Source organism: Novosphingobium sp. (assembly GCF_040079535.1).
Lineage (GTDB): Bacteria > Pseudomonadota > Alphaproteobacteria > Sphingomonadales > Sphingomonadaceae > Novosphingobium.
This window is the reverse complement of sequence record NZ_JBEBKB010000021.1, coordinates 1-21,351: the sequence shown is the minus strand read 5'-3', so window position 1 is coordinate 21,351 and position 21,351 is coordinate 1. Positions and strand designations below refer to the sequence as shown.

General features: G+C 61.1%; 18 protein-coding genes and 1 riboswitch. Of the genes, 4 read left to right on the top strand and 14 right to left on the bottom strand.

What is annotated here, in order from left to right; translation table 11 throughout:
• Window positions 1–3 precede the first annotated feature (3 nt).
• The 9 genes from odhB to ABL914_RS08490 form a co-directional block, all read right to left on the bottom strand.
• On the bottom strand, window positions 4–1,212 hold the full coding sequence (gene odhB, locus ABL914_RS08530) for a 2-oxoglutarate dehydrogenase complex dihydrolipoyllysine-residue succinyltransferase (RefSeq protein WP_391562758.1): 1,209 nt from the start codon (window positions 1,210–1,212) through the stop codon (window positions 4–6).
• A gap of 11 nt (window positions 1,213–1,223) precedes the next feature.
• The gene (locus ABL914_RS08525) at window positions 1,224–4,049 is read right to left on the bottom strand and encodes a 2-oxoglutarate dehydrogenase E1 component (protein WP_391562757.1); all 2,826 of its coding nucleotides are present in this window, start codon (window positions 4,047–4,049) and stop codon (window positions 1,224–1,226) included.
• A 114-nt stretch (window positions 4,050–4,163) separates the two neighbouring features.
• Window positions 4,164–5,054, bottom strand: a complete 891-nt coding sequence (sucD, locus tag ABL914_RS08520) for a succinate--CoA ligase subunit alpha (RefSeq protein WP_391562756.1) — start codon at window positions 5,052–5,054, stop codon at window positions 4,164–4,166.
• A 52-nt stretch (window positions 5,055–5,106) separates the two neighbouring features.
• Entirely contained in the window at window positions 5,107–5,616 is a 510-nt protein-coding gene (locus ABL914_RS08515; RefSeq protein WP_391562755.1) for a hypothetical protein, read from the bottom strand.
• 29 nt (window positions 5,617–5,645) lie between these two features.
• Window positions 5,646–6,158, bottom strand: a complete 513-nt coding sequence (locus tag ABL914_RS08510; RefSeq protein WP_391562754.1) for a hypothetical protein — start codon at window positions 6,156–6,158, stop codon at window positions 5,646–5,648.
• Between the two features lie 38 nt (window positions 6,159–6,196).
• A complete protein-coding gene (locus ABL914_RS08505; protein WP_391562753.1) occupies window positions 6,197–6,646 on the bottom strand; it encodes a hypothetical protein in 450 nt (149 codons plus the stop codon).
• Between the two features lie 29 nt (window positions 6,647–6,675).
• A complete protein-coding gene (mdh, locus tag ABL914_RS08500) occupies window positions 6,676–7,638 on the bottom strand; it encodes a malate dehydrogenase (protein ID WP_391562752.1) in 963 nt (320 codons plus the stop codon).
• 241 nt (window positions 7,639–7,879) lie between these two features.
• Complete coding sequence (locus tag ABL914_RS08495; protein ID WP_391562751.1) at window positions 7,880–8,194, bottom strand: hypothetical protein; 315 nt, start codon at window positions 8,192–8,194, stop codon at window positions 7,880–7,882.
• A gap of 129 nt (window positions 8,195–8,323) precedes the next feature.
• Window positions 8,324–9,475 carry a cell wall hydrolase gene (locus tag ABL914_RS08490; RefSeq protein ID WP_391562750.1) on the bottom strand — a complete coding sequence of 384 codons (1,152 nt, stop codon included), beginning with the start codon at window positions 9,473–9,475 and terminating at the stop codon, window positions 8,324–8,326.
• 182 nt (window positions 9,476–9,657) lie between these two features.
• A riboswitch (cobalamin riboswitch) is annotated at window positions 9,658–9,872 on the top strand.
• 20 nt (window positions 9,873–9,892) lie between these two features.
• Between ABL914_RS08490 and ABL914_RS08485 the strand changes: the two genes are divergently transcribed.
• The 4 genes from ABL914_RS08485 to ABL914_RS08470 all read left to right on the top strand — a co-directional run bounded on the left by ABL914_RS08485 (window position 9,893) and on the right by ABL914_RS08470 (window position 14,494).
• Complete coding sequence (locus ABL914_RS08485) at window positions 9,893–11,836, top strand: TonB-dependent receptor plug domain-containing protein (protein ID WP_391562749.1); 1,944 nt, start codon at window positions 9,893–9,895, stop codon at window positions 11,834–11,836.
• 242 nt (window positions 11,837–12,078) lie between these two features.
• Window positions 12,079–12,807 (top strand): ABC transporter substrate-binding protein, encoded by a 729-nt coding sequence (locus ABL914_RS08480; RefSeq protein ID WP_391562748.1) that lies wholly within the window; start codon window positions 12,079–12,081, stop codon window positions 12,805–12,807.
• On the top strand, window positions 12,804–13,763 hold the full coding sequence (locus ABL914_RS08475) for a FecCD family ABC transporter permease (RefSeq protein WP_391562747.1): 960 nt from the start codon (window positions 12,804–12,806) through the stop codon (window positions 13,761–13,763). The genes ABL914_RS08480 and ABL914_RS08475 overlap by 4 nt, the downstream gene beginning before the upstream one ends.
• Window positions 13,760–14,494, top strand: coding sequence for an ABC transporter ATP-binding protein (locus ABL914_RS08470; RefSeq protein WP_391562746.1), 735 nt, complete (start codon window positions 13,760–13,762; stop codon window positions 14,492–14,494). The genes ABL914_RS08475 and ABL914_RS08470 overlap by 4 nt, the downstream gene beginning before the upstream one ends.
• A 69-nt stretch (window positions 14,495–14,563) precedes the next feature.
• Here the strand turns inward: ABL914_RS08470 and ABL914_RS08465 are convergent, their stop codons facing one another.
• The 5 genes from ABL914_RS08465 to ABL914_RS08445 all read right to left on the bottom strand — a co-directional run bounded on the left by ABL914_RS08465 (window position 14,564) and on the right by ABL914_RS08445 (window position 21,117).
• Window positions 14,564–16,750: a M3 family metallopeptidase gene (locus tag ABL914_RS08465; RefSeq protein ID WP_391562745.1), complete on the bottom strand. Its 2,187-nt coding sequence runs from the start codon at window positions 16,748–16,750 to the stop codon at window positions 14,564–14,566.
• 72 nt (window positions 16,751–16,822) lie between these two features.
• The gene (locus ABL914_RS08460) at window positions 16,823–18,847 is read right to left on the bottom strand and encodes a M13 family metallopeptidase (RefSeq protein WP_391562744.1); all 2,025 of its coding nucleotides are present in this window, start codon (window positions 18,845–18,847) and stop codon (window positions 16,823–16,825) included.
• A 142-nt stretch (window positions 18,848–18,989) separates the two neighbouring features.
• On the bottom strand, window positions 18,990–20,177 hold the full coding sequence (locus ABL914_RS08455) for a hypothetical protein (RefSeq protein ID WP_391562743.1): 1,188 nt from the start codon (window positions 20,175–20,177) through the stop codon (window positions 18,990–18,992).
• Between the two features lie 4 nt (window positions 20,178–20,181).
• Window positions 20,182–20,592, bottom strand: a complete 411-nt coding sequence (locus ABL914_RS08450; RefSeq protein ID WP_391562742.1) for a hypothetical protein — start codon at window positions 20,590–20,592, stop codon at window positions 20,182–20,184.
• Window positions 20,593–20,739: 147 nt separating this feature from the next.
• Window positions 20,740–21,117: a hypothetical protein gene (locus tag ABL914_RS08445; RefSeq protein WP_391562741.1), complete on the bottom strand. Its 378-nt coding sequence runs from the start codon at window positions 21,115–21,117 to the stop codon at window positions 20,740–20,742.
• Window positions 21,118–21,351: the final 234 nt, after the last annotated feature.

Sequence of the window (21,351 nt, the reverse complement as noted above, 5' to 3'; positions counted from 1 at the left end):
TCCTTAGAGGTCGATGAGGAGCCGCGTCGGATCCTCGATCGCTTCCTTGATCGTCTTCAGCGCGGTCACCGCTTCGCGCCCGTCGATCAGGCGGTGGTCATAGCTGAGTGCCAGGTACATCATCGGGCGGATCACGATCTGGCCGTCGCGAACGACCGGGCGGTCTTCGATCCGGTGCAGGCCGAGCACGGCGCTCTGCGGGGGATTGATGATCGGGGTGGACATCAACCCGCCGAACACGCCGCCGTTGGAAATGGTGAAGGTGCCGCCCTGCATATCGGCCATGGTCAGGCTGCCGTCCTTGGCCTTTTTGCCCAGGCCTGCGATCGCCTTTTCGATGTCAGCAAAACCCATCGCCTGCACATCGCGAACCACCGGCACGACGAGGCCATTGGGGGCCGAAACCGCAACCGAAAGATCGACGTAGGGATGATAGACGATCTCATCGCCCTCAATCCGGGCGTTTACCGCGGGGAAATCCTTCAGCGCAAGGCAGGCCGCCTTGGCGAAAAAACTCATGAAGCCAAGCCGCACACCATGCTTTTTCTCAAAGCTTTCGCGGAAGGTATCGCGCGCTTTCATCACCGCGCTCATATCGCAATCGTTGAATGTGGTGAGCAAAGCAGCGGTATTCTGCGCCTCTTTCAGGCGGCGGGCGACAGTCTGGCGCAGGCGGGTCATCTTGACGCGTTCTTCGCCGCGCGAACCCGGCGCTGCAGCAGCGGCGGCGGCAGGCGCGGCGACTGCGGCGATCGCGGCCGGCGCGGCGCTTTTGGCGGCGGCTGCGGCCACCACATCTTCCTTGGTGATCCGGCCATCCTTGCCGGTGCCCGCGATCACGGCCGGATCGATCCCGTGCTCCAAAACAGCCCGGCGCACTGCGGGTGACAGGCTGGATGCTTCGGCGGGAACTGCTGCGGCAGCGGGGGCTGCTGCCGGGGTGGAGGCCACAGCCGGAGCGGCAGCTGCGCCCGATCCGGCTTCAATCGTGCCGATCACTGCGCCAACCAGTACTGTATCGCCCAGCTTGGCGATGTGCTGGCCCATCACACCGGCCACTGGCGCGGTCACTTCGATCGCAACCTTGTCAGTTTCCAGGCTGCACAACGGTTCATCCGCGGCAACGGCTTCCCCGGGCTGCTTGAGCCACTCACCGATGCTGGCTTCTGCTACCGATTCACCCAGAATGGGGACTTTAACTTCAGTTGACATCTATTTGTTCCTCAAGCCTTTTTACGGCGACGAATTTCATTGCGGATCGATGTGCCCAGCGCGTGGCTGATCAGCGCGCCCTGTTCGCTGGCGTGGCGGCTGGCCAGGCCGGTGGCCGGCGAAGCACTGGCCACGCGGCCGGCATAGCGGGCCCGCGTAACCCCGTTGGTTTTGGGCAGTTTGGCCGCGATCAGGGCTTCCTCGATCAAGCTTTCCACGAAGAACCACGATCCGTTGTTCTTGGGTTCTTCCTGGCACCAGACCACTTCTTCAAGCCCCGGCATGCGCGAAAAACGCAGCGCCAATGGCTCACCCGGGAAGGGATAAAGCTGCTCAAGCCGGATTACTTGGGTGTCAGTAATTCCGGCGGCATCGCGCGCTTCCATCAGATCATAGGCAACTTTGCCCGAACACAGGATCACACGCTTTGTATCCTTGTCCTCGGCGCCGCCGCGATCAGACAGGATCCGCTTGAAATGGGCGGCACCGATGAACTCGCTGCCATCGCTTTTGGCCATCGCGTGGCGCAGCAGCGATTTGGGGGTCATGATGACCAGCGGTTTGCGGAAGCCCCGGTGCATCTGGCGGCGCAACACGTGGAAATAATTGGCCGGGCTGGTGATGTTGCAGACCTGGATATTGTCCTGCGCGCAAAGCTGCAAAAAGCGTTCGGGCCGCGCAGAGGAGTGTTCCGGACCCTGGCCTTCATAGCCATGAGGCAGCAGCAGCACGAGGCCATTGGCGCGCAGCCATTTGGATTCCGAACTGGCGATATACTGATCGATCACGATCTGCGCGCCATTGGCAAAATCGCCAAACTGCGCTTCCCACAAGACCAGGCATTTGGGATCGGCGCTGGCATAGCCGTATTCGAAGCCCAGCACGCCATATTCGCTTAGCGTGCTGTCATGCACTTCAAACTTGCCGTGGGGCAGGGTGGTCAGCGGAATGTATTTGCGCTCGTCGGTTTGATCGACCCACACCGCATGACGCTGGCTGAATGTGCCGCGCCCCGAATCCTGACCTGACAGGCGCACCCCGAAACCTTCGGATACCAGGCTGCCATAGGCCAGTGCTTCGGCGGTGGCCCAATCGAAACCCTTGCCGCTGGCGAACATTTCGCGCTTGGCATCCAGCACGCGGGCCAGCGTCTTGTGGATCGTAAGATCGGCCGGAACCGTCGTCAGTGTCCGGCCCAGGCTGTCAAACAGCTTGGCCTCAATCCCGGTCGGCACATTGCGCCGTGCGGTTTCCGGGTCTGCGGGCGCGTGCAAGCCTTGCCAGCGGCCCCCAAACCAGTCGGCGTGGTTGCTTTTGTAACTCTTGGAAGCTTCAAATTCCTGTTCGAGCGCGGCGACGAACCGCATTTCGCTCTCTCCGGTCCAATCCTTGTCGATCACACCTTCGGCTTCGAGCCGGTTCGCAAAGACCCGGCTGACTGGCGGGTGCGCGCGGATTTTCTGGTACATCAGTGGCTGGGTAAAGCCGGGCTCATCGCCCTCGTTGTGGCCAAAGCGGCGATAGCACCACATATCGACCACCACATCGCGGCCAAAGGTCTGGCGGTAATCGGTGGCCAATTTGCAGGCGAACGTCACCGCTTCGGGATCATCGCCGTTAACGTGGATGATCGGTGCCTGGACGCCTTTGGCGACGTCTGAAGGATAGGGCGAACCACGGCTGAACTGCGGGCTGGTGGTAAAGCCGATCTGGTTGTTGATGATAAAGTGGATGCAGCCGCCGGTATTGTAACCGCGTACGCCTGAAAAGCCGAAGCATTCCCAGACGATCCCTTGCCCGGCAAAGGCCGCATCGCCGTGGATCAGCACCGGCAGCACGGTCTTGTGCTTGCCCGGACCAATATCGTCGCGGAAGGCCTGGTATGCGCGCACTTTGCCCAGCACCACCGGATCAACCGTTTCAAGGTGGCTTGGGTTGGGCATCAGGCTCATGTGGACCTTGGTGCCATCGAATTCGCGATCGGTGGAAGAACCAAGGTGATATTTCACATCGCCCGATCCGCCGACATCCTCAGGATTGGCGGTGCCGCCTGAAAATTCGTGGAAGATCACCCGGTATGGCTTGGCCATCACATTGGCGAGCACGTTCAGGCGGCCGCGATGGGCCATCCCGTAGACGATTTCCTTCACGCCGCGGCTGCCGCCATATTTGATCACGGCTTCCAGCGCCGGAATCATCGCTTCGCCGCCATCAAGCCCAAAGCGCTTTGTGCCGACATATTTGCGGCCGAGGAATTTTTCGTACTGTTCACCGCGGATCACCGCGCCAAGGATTGCCTTCTTGCCTTCAGGGGTGAAATCGATCGATTTGTCACCGCCTTCGATCCGGTCCTGGATAAAGCGGCGCTCCTCGACATCGGCAATGTGCATGTATTCATAGCCAAGCCTGCCGCAATAATTGCGCTTCAGCACATCGACCAGTTCGCGCACCGTGGCCCATTCAAGGCCGAGCGTGCCGCCAAGATATACCTTGCGGTCCAGCGCGGCGCCGGAAAATCCGTGATAGGCGGGATCAAGATCGGCTGGCAGATTCTGGTGCGAAAGGCCCAGCGGATCAAGGTCTGCACCCAGGTGCCCACGCACCCGGTAGGTGCGCACCAGCATCATCGCCCGGATCGAATCCGCGGCCGCTTCCTCAATCGCGCGCGGATCCATCGCCGCACCAGACTTGGCGGCAGCCGCCTTGACCGCCGCCTGCATCTGGGTGGGATCAAGCGCTGCTGTCAGGTCGTCGCTGGCGCTGCGCCAATCACCCCGTGCCCAGCTGGGGCCGGGTTGCTGTTCCTCAGAGAGGAAATCGTGGCTCTCGCTGCCCATTGTTGCAGCCCTTTCCGCTTCGTCTTTACCTGGGCCTTGAAGCGCTCCCGGGGAGGATAGCGCATGGCCCGAACATGGTTAGGGGCAGCATAGCGCGCCCCCACGCAATTCTACCTAGGCGAGCTGTTTGAGCACCGCGTCGAGGGTGACGCCCAATTCGCTGGGCGAAGGGGAAACGCGGATGCCCGCGGCTTCCATTGCTGCGATCTTGTCTTCGGCGCCGCCCTGTCCGCCCGATACAATTGCGCCGGCATGGCCCATCCGCCGACCCGGAGGGGCGGTCAGCCCGGCGATGAAGCCAACCATCGGCTTCTTGCGGCCGCGCCTTGCTTCGTCTGCGATGAACTGGGCGGCTTCTTCTTCAGCGCTGCCGCCGATTTCACCGATCATGATGATCGATTTGGTCGCATCATCGGCCAGGAACAGTTCAAGCATATCGATGAAATTGGTCCCGTTGACTGGATCGCCGCCGATCCCGACAGCCGTGGTCTGGCCCAGACCGATCTGGGTAGTCTGGAAGACCGCCTCATAAGTCAGGGTGCCCGAGCGGCTGACCACACCGACGCTCCCAGCCTTGAAGATGCTGCCGGGCATGATCCCGATCTTGCATTCATTTGGCGTCAGCACGCCGGGGCAGTTGGGGCCGATCAAGCGGCTGTTGGTGCCCGAAAGCGCGCGCTTCACGCGGACCATGTCAAGCACAGGGATGCCTTCGGTTATGCACACGATCAGTTCGATCCCGGCATCAATCGCCTCAAGGATCGCATCGGCTGCGCCCGGCGGCGGAACATAGATGCACGAAGCGGTGGCACCGGTTGCCGCTTTGGCTTCGGCCACACTGTCAAACTGCGGCAGGCCGATATGGGTGATTCCGCCCTTGCCGGGGGTGACGCCGGCCACCATCTGCGTGCCATAGGCCAGCGCCTGTTCGGTGTGGAACGTGCCGGTTGCACCGGTCATCCCTTGGGTGATGACCTTGGTATTCTTGTTGATCAGGATCGACATCGCGTGATGGCCTTAAGTTAATGATATGGATAAATAAAACGGGAAATTGCAGCTACCAGGATAGGCCGTAGCTGATGACAGTCAGCGGATTGCCCTCGTTTTCAAAGGTCTGCATCTGATAAAGCACCAGATATTCCAGTCCGCCGTTCTTGAAGGTCCATGAAAAGCCGCCTTCTTCATTCTCGATGTCGGCGGGGCGCGGGCTTAGCACCTTGATTGCAGCGGTGCGGGCCTGGGCATCGGAAGTTTCGCCGGGCGCACCTGTGGTGACGGCACAGATGTGCAGACCGGATTCGGTTTTGGTCAGCGTAACCTGCCAGGGAAACTTGTCATAATAGACCCGCTTGTCATCAGAATCCTTGCTTTTGACCAAGCTCCATGGGGCCGAAGTTGCGATCCGGGCCTGGGTCTTTTGATCGCCGGGATTGTCCAGACAGATAACCTTGAACGCGCGGGCGGTTTCCTCTGGTGTCGGCCAGGTTTGCTCAGCCAAAGCAGGTTGGGCGAGCGCCAGCATGGCTGCACCGGACAGCGCAATTGAAAGGGTGCGCAAAATGGACATCGATTGTCTCCTCAGCAAAGCCGTGCGGCCTATTTCATATCCACGCCGGAACCGATCAGGGCGCCGGGAATGCCGTCCTTGGTATTGCCGCTGCCATAGCCAACTGTGAACTTGTGATCAGGCTTGTCCAGCTCCCAGAACATGCGCTCGCCTTCGGTTTCGCTGGGCTTGCCGATCAGCGGCACCAACAGCGCTTCGCCATCGGCAGTGGTGACGGCCTGGGTCAGGTTTCCGGCTACCGCGCAGTAATGGTTCTTGGCCCCGCCAGAGATCCATACGAGCATTGCTTCGCCTTTGAACTCGCGGGTTCCATCTTCATCAGGTTCCCCCTCAACCACGCCGAACGGCGCGGATTTGGCAATCCGGATCTGGGCATCGGTATCAAACCTGTTGTCATAGCAGATTGCCTTCCAGGCGCTGAACAGTTCGGTCAGCGGTACCGGCCTGGTCGGCAGGACTTGCGCCTGTGCGGGGACGGTGATTGCACAAAGCGCCAGCATTGCGGCAGCGGCTCCGGCCTTCAGGTTTTGCATAGGCAGCATCTTGCGTTCTCCCAAGTTGTCCATTTGGCCGGGGGATACTAGTCCCGGTCCAGTCCAGATGCGAACAATACGAAAGCTTGGCCATCGGCGGCCGTGTTGCCGATAAAGGCAAAATGAACCTTGCCGTTTTCCCAGAACAGCCGCGTGCCATCTTGCTTGGATGGTGCGCCCGCGGTGGGTTCCAGCAACGCCTGTCCCGCTTCAAGATCAAGCGCGCCATCGATCGGGCCGCCAACCCCGCAATAGATCAGCTTTGGCTGATCCCTGACGATAATCACCATACCGCCGCTGTGCAGCCTGATCGTGCCATCTTCGCGCGTTGGCAATTCCTCCGCTTCAAAGGGCGCCGATTTCGCGGCGGCCAATTGCGCATCGGGATCGTTCAGGTGATCGAGGCAAATCGCCTTGAAGGCGCTGTGCAAGCTTTCCAGCGCTGCCGGTTGCCCGGCGCCTTCAGGCGCGGCGAGGGCGGGGGCGGCCCCCGCCATCAGCACAAGCAAGGCAAGCGCGGTGCGCATCAGCCCAGGCTCGGCTCGATGCCCTTGCAGGCCACCAGCAGTTCCTTGACTGCATCGACCGATACCGTGAAATTGGCCTGGGCTTCATCATCCAGCGCGATTTCGATCACTTCTTCGGCGCCGGCTGCGCCGATCATCACCGGCACGCCAACATAAAGCCCGTTCAGCCCATACTTGCCATCGACATACACCGCGCAGGGCATGATCCGCTTCTGGTCACCCAGATAGGCTTCGGCCATTGCGATCGCGCTGGTGGCGGGGGCGTAATAGGCTGAGCCCGTCTTGAGCAAGCCAACGATTTCACCGCCGCCGGCGCGGGTCCGGGCGACGATTTCGTCAAGCCGGGCCTTGCTGCTCTTGCCCAGCTTGACCAGATCGGTAACCGGAATGCCGCTGATGGTCGAATATTCGAGCACCGGCACCATGGTATCGCCGTGGCCGCCCAGCACGAAGGCGTTGACGTCTTTGACCGAGACGCCGAATTCCCAGGCCAGGAACGTGGCAAAGCGGGCACTATCGAGCACGCCGGCCATGCCGACCACCTTGTTGTGGGGGAGGCCCGAAAATTCGCGCAGCGCCCAGACCATCGCATCAAGCGGGTTGGTGATGCAGATCACGAACGCACCGGGTGCGTGGTTCTTGATACCTTCGCCCACGGCCTTCATCACGCTGAGGTTGATGCCCAGCAGATCGTCGCGGCTCATCCCGGGTTTGCGCGGCACCCCGGCGGTAACGATGATAACATCGGCCCCGGCGATATCGGCATAATCATTGGTGCCCTTGATGTTGCAATCAAAGCCTTCAACCGGGCCACACTGAGCCAGATCCAGCGCCTTGCCCTGGGGAATGCCTTCAGCGATGTCGAACAGGACGATATCGCCCAGTTCCTTCTTCGCGGCGAGGTGAGCCAGAGTGCCACCGATCATGCCGGCGCCAATGAGGGCGATCTTCTTGCGAGCCATAGAGCCTGGATGTCCTTTGCCTGGGTAAAGCGGGATCGATCGTTGGCTGTGGGTGAGGCCCTTCCATCCCGCGCAAAACGGGGCCGCCCAGTGTTCAACACCGGCCCTAAGCGTCTATTTTTGCGATTGCAAGGTGGTAAAAGGCCGTAGCGCCAACTATTTGCTGATAATAGTTCGCAATTGCAATAATGGTTTCAGCGAGGTGGATTCATCGCTCCGCGCCAGGGATAAGCCAAGCCATCTAGCGCGGCAGCGTGGCCAGCTTGCGGTGCATCGCAGCGGCGCGGCGCGGGTCTAGCGCGGCGCAAATCTGCAGCCAGTGGCGCAAATCCGCAGCATCGCCGCGGCCGTGCGCGATCCGTGCACGTTTTGCTGCGTCCTCAGCCGCGTTCAAGCCATAGGCGGCGAAGTGGCGTAGCGCCTCGCGCACCACCTGGTCCTGCCGGGCAAGGTCTGCGTTGTCATTGGCGGCGCGCGCTGCGATCCGTCCCAAGGCGCTGCGGGTCAGATGGACCGGGGTGCTGATGGGGCGGGCAGTGGCGAAACGGACTGTCATTCTGATTGCGACCCTTTGCGTCGTTGCGCTGTTAGGGACCTTCTAGGGATGCGCCGCTAAGCGTTGGTGTCGCTCTATGGTTGCCGGGAATTTAAGGATGATTTGGTCCGCACGGCAAACCGCAACGGGTTAGCCACCCGGCTGCTGGATCCACTGGCCCGATTGCTGGTATTCGGGCTTAACCCCCTGCGTGGTCGGCAGATTTTCACCCGAATATTGCTTGTCTCCGCCGCGCTGGCGCACTTCGGGGGCATAGTTGGGCGGCGGGGCGGCGCGCGCCGGGGCCTGGTCTGGTTCCGTTGGCTGCGCGCCGGTTTGAGCCTGGCTGAGCCCGGCATCGTATGAGCGTTGCAGGGCGAGCGGATCGAGCACCGGATCGGGCAATTTGTCTGCCGCCGGATTGCGGGCATGCGGCACGGCCATTGGCTCGCCAGCGGCATAGGCAAACCGGTATGTTCCGGCCTCCCCAGCGCGGCCTTTGAACCGGTAGAATCGGTGTGCGCCCACGGTGGTGATGTAATTCAGGCTGGGTGCCCAATAAGGGTGGATCGCCACCGTATGGTAGTGTGTCGCAAGGCCCACACTAGGTTCGACATAGCCAGAAAGCGCAGATTCGGCGACGCGCCGGGCGCGCTCCCAGAAGAATGGATTGGGCCGCCGGCCCAGCGCGCCATCGCAGGTAAAGCTGAACTGGCACCCGGTGATGCGTTCGCTGCCCTGATAGACCACGCCGCAAACGGTGTTTGGATAGCTGGGATGGGCCACCCGGTTCAGCACAACTTGTGCCACCGAACGCTGGCCCTGATCGGGTTCTGACGCGGCTTCATAGTATACCGCCGCGGTCAGGCATTCGATCGCGCGGGTCCGGTCAACGCCAGAAATGTCCATCCGCATCGCCCGCGCCACTGGCCCACCCGAAAAATCGGCCAGCTGCGCGCCGGCTGCATCGCTGGGGATGCCCGATGGATCGAGGCCAGCTGCAAGCTCTTCGGTTGCCGCAAGGTAATAGAAGGCGGATCCGGGGAAACTATCACCCGGGCGCTCAAACGGCATCGGATCCAGGGCAAAGCCATTGCCGGCCGCATCGCCGATGCCCAGCCGATCCCAGCCTTGCGGCGCAGCCAAAGCCGGAACCGCAACTGCCGCCAGCAGGATCAGCACGCGGCGGCCGCGGTGCTTGCGTTTGGCCCGCAGCCCTACCGTACTTGCCCGCGCGCGTCTGTACCGCGCGGCAAAATCGCGCGGTCTTGGCTCGAAGGGAAGGGTCAGGCTTTGGATCATGCTTTCTCTTGCTCTGCGCGGTACGCGCCTTCGCGCGTAAGCCCGAAGGGGTGCACAGCGCCAGCGCGGCTTCAGCGCCGTGCCGAAGCGGGACGGATCAAGGTCTTAGTCTTGAAGCCCTCAAAAAATGCTTACGCTGCATGAAAAAGCTGGAACTTGTGTATCAGCCCAGCTGCTCCTAAGGCGCTCATCGAGTCATAGGTTGTCTCGCCAATTCTCCGCGCAAGCGGAAAAGAACGCGGGGCCTAAGAGGGAAGCAGGTTCAACGCCTGCGCTGCCCCCGCAACTGTGACCGGGGAGTGAAGTGTCCCATATGCCACTGGTGTTACAACCGGGAAGGCGGGCACAAAGCATTGATCCGGGAGCCAGTAGACCTGCCCATGGCCGTCGTTCCGCAGCCGGGCGGGGTGTACCGGAATGCAGCGCAAGGCCCGCAATGGTGCGGGCGCTTTCGCCATGGACGGCTTGTTCATGACGGGAGAATTGCGCGTGAAATATCTGTTTTTGCTTGGAGCTTCGCTGGCTGTTGCAACGCCGGCGGTTGCGCAGGATGAGATGGAAGGTGATCCGACCAACGATATCGTTGGGGTCATGGCTCGGCTGCCTGATATCACCAGCGATGAGACGTTGACCGTTACCGCGACCGGTAATGACGCGCTGATAGCCGAAACCGGCCAGTCGATCTCGGTCCTCACGGTTTTGCAGATCGAATCAATCCAGGGCGCCGATCCGGTGCGCCTGCTTGAACGCTTTCCAGGCGTATCACTCTCACGCAGCGGCGGTTTGGGCAGCCAGACCGCGCTGTTCGTGCGCGGGGCCAATTCGCAGCAATTGCTGGTGATGATCGATGGCGTGCGGGTGGACGATCAGGCCGCGCCTTCGGGCGGGTTTGATTTTGGTACGCTGCTGAACGGCGGCGTGGGCCGGATTGAACTGCTGCGCGGTTCGAACAGCCTGGCCTGGGGATCTGACGCAATGGGCGGGGTGCTGGCCATCACCAGCGATGACCGGCCCGGTCTGCGCGCCGCCGCAGAATACGGCGCGAACAACACGGTTAGCGCCGAAGCTGGATACGGGCTCAATGGCCGGGGCTACTCGCTTGGCCTCTCGGGCGGATACCTGAACACCGATGGCATTTCGGCCAAGGCCGGCGGGGCAGAGGCTGATCCGTTCCGCCAGTGGCATCTGGGCGGGCGCGGCTCGTTTGCCCTGATGGATGGTCTGCGGCTAAGCGCGGTGGGCCGCTATGCCGATAGCGAAGTTCACTTCGATGGCTATCTGCCGCCGTTTTACGATGTATTCTCTGATACGCCTGAATATCAGACGACCAAACAGGGTTCGGGCCGGGCCGCGTTGGACTATTCCAGCGATGGCTTCGATCTGGGCGCAGGCATCGCCTTGTCGAGCACCAAGCGGGCCTATTTCGATCCGACTTATGGCGCTGCCCCCAATTTTGAAACCGACGGCCGCGGGGTTCATGCCGATCTTAAAGGGCGGGCCGGGCTTGGCGGCGCTTTCCGGCTTGATTTCGGGGCCGATGGCGATTGGGCGCGGTTTTCAACCAGTTTCGATCCGCGCCAGACCAGCCGCACGGTGGGCGCGCACGCCTTGCTCGGCTATCACGGAGACCGGTTGAGCCTGACTGCGGGCGGACGCGTGGATGATCATGACCGGTTCGGTAGCCACACCACACTTGGCGCCAATGCCAGCTTCAATCTCAGCGATGATTGGCGGCTGCGCGGATCGTGGGGACAGGGCTTCAAGGCTCCGTCGCTCAGCCAGCTTTATGGCTATGGCGGCAACACTGCGTTGCAGCCTGAACAGAGCGAGGCGTATGATCTTGGGCTGGAATACGGCAATCGCAGTGGTGGGCATTTTGGCGTAACACTGTTCCGGCGCAGTTCGACCAACCTGATCGATTACGTTTATCCCACCGGCTATTTCAATGTGGGCCGCGCCCGCGCACAAGGGATTGAGTTGGAAGGCGGGGTTTCGCTGGATGGCAATTTCACCGTCAGCGGCAACTACACCTACCTTGATGCCACCAATCTGGTGACCGGCAAGCAATTGCCACGCCGCGCTGGGCATTCGCTCAGCGCTTCGATTGATTGGACTACGCCGGCAGCCGGGTTAAAGCTGGGGGCCGATTTCCGCCTGGCTGGTGATCGGTTCGACGATGCTGGAAACTTCACAGCGCTGGATGGTTACGGCCTGATCACCTTGCGCGCTTCGGTGCCGATTGGCGATCGGTTCGAACTTTACGGGCGGGTCGAAAACGTCACCGATGCACGGTATGAAACTGTGTCCGGATACGGCACTTATGGCCGCTCGGCCTATGCCGGGGTCCGGCTTAAGTGGTGACAGACCTAAAGATCCTTCCCGTTTTGCGAAGCCAAATGGGGAGGTGGCGCGCCGAAGGCGTGACGGAGGGGTATCGACGTGAGCGTCCAAACCCCTCCGTCAGCGGCTTTGCGCCGCTGCCACCTCCCCATTTGTGGCCTTCGCCAAAAATGGGGAGGATCCTAGCTCTCGGTCTCACCCTCGTGCTCCCCGCTTGCGCCGCCCCATTCCCGAGCGCGGCCGCAAGCCCCACCATTGTCAGCATGAACCCTTGCACCGATGCGATCCTGGCCGAAGTGGCCGATCCGCAGCAATTGCTGGCCATATCAACCTATAGTCAGGATCCGGCATCCAGCTCGATGGATCTGGCCCGCGCGCAGGCCATCCGGGGCGTAAGCGGGACGGTTGAAGAAGTGCTGGCGCTGCATCCCGATGTGGTGGTCGGATCAAGCTTTACCGCGCCCGCCACGCAGATCGCGCTCCAGCGGTTGGGCTATCGGTTTGAAGCCTTCGGACTTGCTGGAACGGTTGCTGAAAGCAAAGCGCAAGTGCTTGCGCTGGCCGCCATTGCCGGCCACCCAGATCGCGGCGAGGCGATGGTAGCGCGGATCGATGCGGCGCTGGCAGCCGCTGCGCCGCCGCCGGGTCCGCCGGTGCCCACGGTGGTGTGGCAATCGGGTGGAATCGTGCCAGGCCAGGGAACCCTGATTACCGAACTTCTGGCCCGCACCGGCTTTATCAATTTTGCCGCCGCGCGCGGAATGCAGCAGGCCGATATGCTGCCGCTGGAAGTGATGCTGGCCGATCCGCCGCGCCTGATCTTGGCTGCCGGAAATCCGTATTCTGATGAAGATCGGCTGCTTTCCCATCCTGCGCTGTCCGGCTTGAAAAATACCCGGCGGGCGCGGCTTGATCCGGTGTTGCTGTGGTGCGGCGGCCCCAGCATTGTGAAGACGGCCGCTCGTTTGGCCCAAGTGCGGCGCGCGCTGTGAACCGCACCAACCTGTTTCTGCTGATCGGCATTGCAGTGGCCGTGCCGCTATCGCTTTTGGCCGGCCGGGTGTGGCTCGATCCGTTTGCAGATCTTTCCCCCAATGCGCTGATTATACTCACCGAACTGCGGCTGCCGCGCGCCGTTCTGGCAGTGGTTCTGGGCGGCGGGCTGGGCGCTGCCGGGGCGGCGATGCAAGGCTATTTGCGCAATCCGCTGGCCGATCCGGGCCTGTTCGGGATCGCACCCGGCGCGGCGCTGGGTGCGGTGCTCAGCTTTTGGACAGGCCTGGCCGGCACGCCCTGGATCCTGCCGCTGTTCGCGCTGTTTGGCGCGGCTGGGGCGATGGCACTGCTTGGGCTGATTGCCGGGCGGACCGGCTCGGCATTGCTGTTCACGCTGGCGGGTATGATTATTGCCAGCCTGGCCGGGGCCTTGATGAGCCTTGCGATCAGTCTATCGCCAACCCCCTTTGCGATGAGTGAAATCGTGACCTGGCTGATGGGGGCGCTAAGCGACCGATCATGGCGCGAGGTGTGGTTTGCCGCGCCGCTGACAATGGCGGGAATTTTGCTGCTGCTGCGCGCTGGAAAGGCGCTGGATGCGATGACTTTGGGAGAGGGCGCAGCGCGCTCGCTTGGGGTCGATCCGCGCCGCCTGCAATGGCTGATGATCGGCGGGGTTGGGCTTACCGTGGGCGCAGGCGTGGCGGCGGCCGGGATCATTGGTTTTGTCGGCCTGATCGTGCCGCATTTGCTGCGCCGCTATACCGACCGGCGGCCATCGCAGTTGATCGTGCCCAGTGCCTTGGCGGGCGCGCTGCTGTTGCTGGTGGCTGATTGCCTGTGCCGGGTGCTGCCACTGCAAAGCGAACTGCGGCTTGGGATCGCGCTGTCGCTGCTTGGCGCGCCGTTCTTTATGGCGCTGCTGATCGGCCTGCGCAAGGAACTGGCATGACCATCGCCGCACAAAACCTGCAACTAGGCGATCGTCTGCGCGGGGTTTCGCTGACCCTGCGGCAAGGAGAAGTCACGGCAATATGCGGCCCGAATGGCGCCGGCAAAAGCAGCCTGTTGACCGCACTGGCAGGGATCCTGGCGCCTGCCAGCGGGGCGGTGCGGCTTGATGGTGATCTGCTGGCTTCGCTGGCCCATGCAGACCGCGCACAGCGGCTGGGCTATTTGCCCCAGCAATCAGAGCTGGCCTGGGATCTTTCGGTTGAAGTGCTGGCCGGGCTGGGCCGCTTGCCATGGAACGCGGGCGCTGCGGCTGATCGTGCCGCGATTGACCGGGCATTGGCTGATATGCAGCTGATCGAACACCGCCAGCGGCCGCTTTCGCGCCTGTCTGGCGGCGAACGCGCCCGCGCGATGCTGGCGCGGGTTCTGGCTGGGGAGCCATGCTGGCTGCTGGCCGATGAACCACTGGCCAACCTTGATCTGGCCCACCAGCTGACTTTGCTGGCGCACTTTCGCAAGTTGGCCGGGCAAGGGCTGGGCGTTGCGCTGGTGCTGCACGATCTGGCCCAGGCTATGAACCATGCTGATCGGGTTGTGGTGCTGGAAAACGGCCAGATTGCCGCCGATGGCCCGCCGCAGCTGGCGCTTTCGGCTGAAGTGATCGCGCGGGTCTGGGGTGTCAAGGCGCGCTGGCTGGGAGAGGACCGCGCGCGCGCGCTGGTGGTTTGATCGGGCGGTCCTAAAACCGATCCTCCCCATTTGTGGCAGTCGCCAAAAATGGGGAGGACCTTTGTTTTCCTATTTCAGACCGCGGGCTTTCAGCATCGGCTCCACGCTGGGATTGCGCCCGGCGAAGCTGCGATACATCACGCTGTAATCCTGCGAGTGCCCCTTTGAGAGGATCGTATCGCGGATATGCTGGCCGTTGGCGCGGGTCATCCCGCCGTTTTCGGTGAACCAGGCATAGGCATCGTGATCGAGCATTTCGGTCCAGCTATAGGCATAATAGCCCGAAGCATAACCGCCGCCCCAGATGTGGCGGAAATAGCTGGTGCGATAACGGCTGGGAACGTGATCGACTTGCAGCCCCTTGGCAGCCATGCCGGCCATGATCGCGCCTTCATAGCCACCAACCGTGCCGAAATCGGTTCCGGCCGGGGCCGCGTGCCATTTCATATCCAGCATCGCCGCGGTCATCACTTCGCCCAGCGCATAGCCCTGGTTGAACTTGCTGGCCTTGTCGATCTTGGCGATCAGGCTGGCAGGCATCGCTGCGCCGGTTTTGTAATGCTTGGCAAAGTTGGCCAGCACTTTGGGCTCGGTCATGAAGTTTTCCATGAACTGGCTGGGGAATTCCACGAAATCGCGCGCCGTATTGGTGCCCGAGATCGAGGGATAGCGCTGGTTGGAAAGCATCCCGTGGAGCGCGTGGCCAAATTCGTGGAACATCGTGTTGGCATCGCTCCAGGTGATCAGCGCGGGCTGGCCGGGGGCGGGCTTGGTGTAATTTTCGACGTTGAAGATCACCGGCTTGGTCCCGGTCAGGCCGTTCTGGTCGATGAAGTTTGACATCCATGCCCCGCCCGACTTGTTATCGCGCTTCCACGGATCGAAATAGAACAGCGCCAGTTCGCTGCCGTCCTTGTCAAACACGGTGTAGACCGTCACGTCCGGGTGATAGACCGGGATATCGGTGCGCTTCTTGAAGGTCAGTCCGTAAAGCTCGCCCGCGGCAAAGAACACACCATTTTCGAGCACATTGGTGATCTCAAGATAGGGCTTCACCGCGTTCTGATCGAGCGCATATTTTTTGCGGCGCAGCTTTTCAGCATAGAAATCCCAATCGGCCGGGGTGACGGTGAATTGACCGCCTTCGGCCTTGATCATCGCGTTGATTTCAGCCGCATCGCGCTTTTGTGCGGCACCCAGCGCCGGGATGAAGCCTTCAAGCAGGCCCAGCGCGGCTTCGGGAGTCTTGGCCATCTGATCTGACAGGGCATAGGCACCAAAGCTGTCAAAACCCAGAAGCTTGGCCTTTTCAGCGCGCAGCGCGGCCAGTTGCAGGATGATGCTGCGGGTATCATTGGCATCGCCACGTTCGCTGCGGTTCCAGCTCTTTTCGAACAAGGCCTGGCGCGTCGCGCGGTTGGTCAACGAAGGCAACAACGGCTGCTGGGTGGTGTTCTGCAATGACAGTACATAGCTACCCTTGGGCAATCCGCGATCGGCTGCGGCCTTTTCCGCGGCCGCGATTGCCGCTGCATCAAGCCCGGCCAGCGCCGCCTTGCTTTTCACAACCAGCGCGCCGTCCTTGGTGCCCTTGGTCAGCTTCTGGCCGAATTCGGTTTGCAGGCTGGAAATCTGGCCGTTGATTTCAACCAGCCGGGCCTTGGCTGCGCCATCAAGATTGGCCCCGTTGCGCGCCATATCTTCGTATTGAATGGTCAACAGTTGCAGCTGATCGGGGGCCAGGTTCAGGCTGGCGCGGCTGTCATACAGCGCCTTGACGCGTGCAAAAAGTTTGGGGTTAAGTGTGAACGCATCGTTCATCGCGGTGATTTTGGGGCCGGTGCGGGTATCGATCCCGTCAAGATTGTCGTTGGTGTTGGCCGATGTCAGCGCGCTGAACACATAGATCACGCGGGTCAGCATCGCGCCCGAATTTTCCAGCGCAACCATGGTGTTTTCAAACGTCGGCGCAGCCGGGTTGTTGGCGATTGCCTCTGTTTCGGCCAGCTGGATGGCGATGCCTTGCTCGATTGCAGGCTCGTAATCGCTTTCACGGATCTTGCTGAAATCGGGGGCCTGGAACGGCAGGGTGGATGGCTGGGCGAAAATCCCGGTGCCCACCGGAATGACCGGCGCATAGGGGACTGGCGCGGGGGCAACGGTTTCAGCTGCGGGCATTTCTTCAACCTTGGCGGCAGATGCGGCGCAGCCGGCCAGCGCCAGCGCGGTCAGCGAAACCATAACGGTGTTACGCATGGGGGACGACTCCTTGAAAACAATCGGGGGCAGCGTTGCCGCTGCCCCCTGAGTAATGGCTGAACGCGATGCTTACCAGAGCCGCGCGCGTTGTTCGGGTGCGATGTAAAGTTTCTGGCCCGGCTGCACGTTGAAGGCGGCGTACCAGCCATCGATGTTGCGCAGCGGACCATAGGTGCGGAACCGGCCCGGGCTGTGCGGATCGGTGGTTACCTGGTTCTTCAGTGCATCATCACGCATCTTGATCCGCCAGACCTGGGCATAGGCCAGGAAGAAGCGCTGATCGCCGGTCAGCCCGTCGATCACCGGGGCTTCCTTGCCGCCCAGCGATGCGTGATAGGCATCCAGCGCCACCGCCACACCGGCCAGATCGGCGATGTTTTCGCCCATGGTCAGCTTTGGATTGACGAACATGCCCGGCACAACTTCAAACTTGGCATATTGCGATCCGAACAGTTCAGCCTGCTGTTCAAACCGCTTGCTGTCTTCGGGGGTCCACCAATCGCGAACTGCGCCGGTGGAATCGATCTTGCGGCCCTGATCATCGAAACCATGGCTGATTTCGTGCCCGATAACCGCGCCGATCGCGCCATAGTTGGCAGCATCATCGGCATTGGCATCAAAGAACGGGGCCTGCAGGATGCCGGCCGGGAACACGATCTTGTTTTCCAGCCCGCCATTATAGGCGTTCACCGTTTGCGGGTTCATCCCCCACAGCTTGCGGTCAACCGGCTTGCCCAGAAAGCTCATGGCGTAGGCAGCATTGAACGCGCCGGCGCGCTTTGCATTGCCGTAAAGATCGTTCGGATCAACCTTGAGCCCGGCGTAATCGCGCCACTTATCGGGATAGCCCACCATCACATCCATCTTGGACAGCTTTTCAAGCGCGGCAGACTTGGTGGCTTCGGCCATCCAGGCGTTGCCCTTGATCCGCCCGGCCATCGCGATTTTGAGATTGCCGACCAGCACTTCCATCTTGGCCTTGGAATTGGCGGGGAAGAAGCGGGCGACATAGTCCTGCCCGACCAGCTCGCCCAGTGAACCATCAACCATGCCCAGCGCCCGCTTCCAGCGCGGCCGCATCTGGGTGACGCCCGAAAGCTGCTTGGTATATTCAAACTGGCTATCGACCATCGCCTTGGTCAGGAAGCCTGAAGCCTGGCTGGAGATATGGAACGCCTGCCACAGCTTCAGCGTTTCCAGCGGGGTTTCGGCGAAGATCGCAGCGATGCCCTTTACGGCGGTGTTTTCACCCACGATCATCCGCTTTTGCACCGGGATCCGGGCACCTTGCCAATAGGCCTTCCAATCAATCCCAGGGGCATAGGCGGCCAACTGGGCCGTGCTCATCGGGTTGTTGACCTTGTCGATATCGCGGCGGGCATCGGCATCCCAGCTCTTGATTGCCAGGTTGGTTTCAAAATTGATGATCGTGGTGGCGGCGGCGGCTGGATCAGCATAGCCGATCGCCTTCATCGTCCGTTCGATATAGGCGCGATAGGCTTCGCGCTGCTTCTTGAAACTGTCCTCAAGATAATATTTGCGATCGGGCAGGCCCAGGCCCGATTGGCCCACATAGAGGATATTGATATTCGGATTGGCGGTATCGGGCCCCACCCCGAAATCAACCACCGAGCTGCCGAACTTGCCACTGGTATCGCCCATCAGGCGGGCAAACTGGCTTTTGGTCTTGATTGCTTTCAGCTTGGCCAGATCGGCCACCAGCGGGGCCAGGCCAACCTTTTCAACCTGATCTTCGTTCATGTAACTGGCATAAAGCGCGCCATACTTGCTGCCAGCCGGGGCATCGGTGATCAGCGATTTGCCCTGATCCTGGGTGCGTTCACGCAGATCGGAAAATGCGCCAACCGAGGTGCGATCATCGGGGATCGTGGTTGCGGCGAACCATTTGCCGCCGGCGTAGTCGAAGAAATCGTCGCCTGGCTTGATCGCGCTGTCACCGCCGGTCAGATCAACCCCCCAGGTGCCGATCTGGGCCTTGGCAGCAGCAACAGCCTGCGCGGCCAGCTGGCTGCCAGCAAACGGCGCGGCCAGCAGTGCAAGCGCAGCACTGGCAACAAGAAAACGGCTTTTCATCAGGCAAACTCCCTCAGCAAATCTGCGCAGGAGCTAAGCAAAACCAGCCCGCCCCCGCGCGCAAAACAGTGCAATCTGCCTCGCGCGCAGGGGCGGTTTAGTCAATGCCGTTCGCCGATGGGCGTGGGGTGTTGGTGGATGGCTAGCCGCCAAGGAAAGTAAATGGCGTGCCCACGAAGATTCCAAACTGGAAATCGCCCTTCTTGGAGTCATATGCCGCCCGCAATCCGCCGATCAATTTTCCATCTTTGGACGGGATCAAATAGATCGGGACTTCGACACCCCACGACCGATCATGGAAGTCGTAAGCTCCTGCAATTTCAATGCCGATCGGAAGAAGGTCGCCATGGCTTGTCGGGCTGATGCGAATCTTGCCTGAGACCTTGTAGTCGAGCTCTTCCTGTGGAGGGGCAAACACGCCGGTAGTGCATTTGACCGCTGGCAGCGTGGTGCTTGTGGGGCAGTAAGTCTCGATATCCGCCTCCGAATAGTCGCGCTTTGCCTGAAATGAGAGAATGAAGACCGTGGCCGAGTCAAGGTGAGGAAGGTAAGTAACCGATATTCCTCCAGAAAATGAGGATTTGGTCTGGCTCTGGGATGCGAGAGTTGAAGTGTCGAAATAGTCAAACTTCTGGACACCTATGGAGCCGGACACTCCGATCAGGGTGTATGACCGTTTTTTGATCTGATCGTAGGGGCTATTGAGAAGACCGTCCAATTCCACCAGTTCTGAACCCTCCAGGAAGGCGCGCGCGGGCTGCCCGGTCAGGCCTGCGCACTTCGATTCGCGTGCATCGGCGGTCAATGCCTGTGTAGAACTGGCGGTGCGGCAGGCCGTCTTTGCCTTGGTGAGCAATTCGCTAGCTCTGGCATCGGCCCACTCTCCGCCAGCCAGATTTATGAGGCTGTGATCGATCTTGAAACCAAGCGAATATTGCGAAGGCAAACCATCAACCGTGATGAATTGCGCACGCTTTGTCTTCTTTGACATTGGCGCCGAGAATGTCAGCGAAAGGTCGGTATTGGAAAATTCCGGCTGTCCGGCAATTGCCGTTCCTCCGTTGGCGTCTCGAGCTGATTCCAAGTGAAATGACAGCGTCAATTGCGCGGACGTATCGTCGGTACTCGCCAGAAACCTCGCCGAACTTTGTAGTCGCCCCCCATCGCTGGTCGAACTTTGGCTATCCAATCCGCGATCCTGTTTGACGCTAAGATCTTCTGCCTGATCGGCTGTGAGCGGCAGGACTTGCCCGAGAGCGGGGGTGGCCGAGGCGACAAGACCGATAGTGATTGCCGCCAGCAAGGGGCGATTGAAGTTGGGAAAAGTCATGTCGTTATCCTTGGATTTGGCCGAAGTTGTGCCAGAGAAGGCCGGACTGTTCTTGCTTTGAGCTGCCGGGATTTGGGCCCGGAGCAGGAATTTTGTCTTTGAATTTGGAAGAAAAGGTGACGCTGCCGTGCGCGTCGTACTGCCCTAAGAGGTATTCGACGCTTGCATCTTGATCGCCCAACATACGCCAGCTAAGCAAATAGGTGGCGCCGGGGACCAATTGGACCCTGGCAACCTGCCGAGTGACAGAGATTACTTGACCGGAATCTTGAACTTCACGGATCTTTGCGTCGACGAATTCAGGAAAAAGGACGATGTTGATCTCGATTCCCTGCGCATCGATGGCAGGGCCGTAGAATCGCGTCCCGATACTGCTTTTCCCGGACTTGTCGCGGCGTAGAAGTATCTCAGTCATGGTGTCACTCCAAAAGTACCACCGCCTTCATGGAGTTCATCCGCTTCCCCCGCCGTGACATCCGTCACGCCCCCCAAAGAAAACCGCCCGTCCCTTGCGGAACAGGCGGCCTATCGATCAAAACCAAACTAAATCAGCGACAAAAACCTATTTCGGCTTGCCGCACTTGCTGGTGTCACCAGCTTTGCAGGCCGCTGTATCGGCGCGCCATTGGGCCATGGCGGCATCGTATTCGGCTTTTTCGCGAGCAACTTTTGCGGCGTTGTCGCGGATTGACTGATCGTAGGCGGCCTGGGCGGCGGCGTTTTCGGCGGCTTGCTTTTGCGCGGCGGCGGCTTGTTCGGCGTTAAGCCGGGCCCGGGCCGCTTCGCTGCTTTCTTCTGTTGGCACAGGGCTGGGCGCTGCGGTTTGGACGGCAGCGGGCCTGGCCTTGCGCTTGCCTTTGGCATCGGCCGGTGCGGTGGCCATCGCGGCCGTCAAAAGCGCCAGCGCGGCCATGCCCGCGGCGTTGCGGATCCAATTCATCACAGCTCTCCTTTGCTCATCCAGCGGCCCCGGCCACAGCATAGCGCCGCAATCTGCGCCGGGGAAGGGTGCAGGCCTACTCAACACTGAGTGTCGTTGAATCGACCCGCTCTGGTGGAGGCGGAGGCGGCGTTTCAACCGCTGGCGCAGCAACCGGAGCCGGTGGCGGCGGCGGTGGCGGTGCCGGAGGAGGCGGTGGCGGAACCGGCGGGACCTCATACACCGGTGCAGCAA